We start from the raw sequence: 1,417 nt of genomic DNA, 5'->3' as shown, positions 1-1,417 counted from the left end.
GGGGGGGGGCGGGCGCGCCCGGGGCGTCCTGAGCGGCGCGGGCCGTGGCGGGTGTTCTCATGCTTCCAGCATGCCCCGCCCGGGGCCGTGGCCGGCACGTCCGTCCTGCCGACTCTCTTGTCCTCCGGCCGGTGGACAAGAGAGTCGGATCAGGATTTGCCGGCGAGCAGCTTCTCCAGCGCGATGCTGCCGTCGTACTTCGGCAGCAGCAGCCACAACACCAGGTAGGTGCCGATGCCGACGCCGGGGAAGAGGAAGACCAGCAGGGTGGCGATCCGCACCCACATCACGTCCCAGCCGAACCTGGCGGCGATGCCGCCGCAAATGCCTGCGACCCAGCGGTCGGGGCCGCGGCGGACGGGGCTGGAGCGGAGCACTCGGTAGAAGGTATCCATGGCACCATGCTTTCGTGTTCGGGAGCTGTTGTCACTGCCGGTTCGTGGTAAGCGGCCCGCGCGGGTGGCGCGGGCCGCCTTGGTTGTCGGTCCTGGCTGGAGGGTGTGGGCCTGTCGGTCTTCGGCCGGCGGTCCCGGGCTAGCGGTCCCGGTTGCGGGTGGCGCTCAGGACGCCGGCGACCACCAGGGCGATGCCGGAGCCGATCAGCAGGGCGATCATCACGTAGGCCCAGTTGAAGCTGATGTCCCACCAGGTCCCGGCGAGCACCAGCAGGCCGACGGCCACGGCGATCAAGCCCCAGATGATGGTGCCGACGCGGGGACGGCGATCCTGCTCGCGGTTCAGTTGGCTGCTCATCGGATTTCCTCCAGTTCGCTGACGGTCACGATGTCGACGTTGCTGGCCACGCCGCGGACGGCCAGGACGATCTCCGGCGCCCCGCCGTCGTCGTTGATGGTGTAGCTTCCCGGCTGCCAGAACCCGGACTGCCGGCCGCTGTCCGCGCCGGTGACGTATTCGACGTTGCCCAGTGCCATCTGCGTTTCCACCTTCACCGGGACGTCGTCGGGGATGATGACGGTGATGGAGGAGGCCACGGCGTTGACCGGGACGACGGCCGGGCCGCCGAAACGGGAACCGGAGACGGCGCGCAGGTCCACGGTGCCGTCGCCGGCCACGACGCTGTAGCCGTCACCCTGGGCCGGGGTCGCGGCCGAGGTCCAGGTGCGGCTGGAGGCGATGGCGAAGTTGGAGGCTGTCCACTGCGTTCCCGCGGAGAAGGCCAGCGCAAGGACCAGTCCCACGGCGGCCAGGAAACCGAGGACGCCGGAGGTGCGGCCGACGGCGCCCATCACCACGACGCCGATGCCGATCACGACCAGCGCCGCGGCGATGGCGACGGGCACGACATTCCGGCCCAGCTCAACGAATTCCAGCGCGTTGAGCCCCAGAACCACGCCGGCGGCCAGCATGGCGGCGCCCAGGGTCAGGGCGATGGCCGCACCCGAGGGGCCGCGGGGGG

Annotated in this window: 2 protein-coding genes and 1 pseudogene; all 3 read right to left on the bottom strand. The window is 70.8% G+C overall.

The genetic code is table 11. The features are described from left to right. Window positions 1–149 precede the first annotated feature (149 nt). Complete coding sequence (locus tag AC5RV2_RS17955) at window positions 150–395, bottom strand: PspC domain-containing protein (protein ID WP_494022473.1); 246 nt, start codon at window positions 393–395, stop codon at window positions 150–152. 139 nt (window positions 396–534) lie between these two features. Then, complete coding sequence (locus tag AC5RV2_RS17950; RefSeq protein WP_494093454.1) at window positions 535–753, bottom strand: hypothetical protein; 219 nt, start codon at window positions 751–753, stop codon at window positions 535–537. Beyond that, window positions 750–1,417 (bottom strand): annotated as a pseudogene (locus tag AC5RV2_RS17945) (hypothetical protein); the annotation flags it as partial. The gene AC5RV2_RS17950 and the pseudogene AC5RV2_RS17945, both read right to left, overlap by 4 nt.

The organism is Arthrobacter sp. Y3225116 (assembly GCF_059091245.1).
The sequence above is the reverse complement of the archived record's forward strand: the minus strand, read 5'-3'. Positions and strand labels throughout refer to the sequence as shown.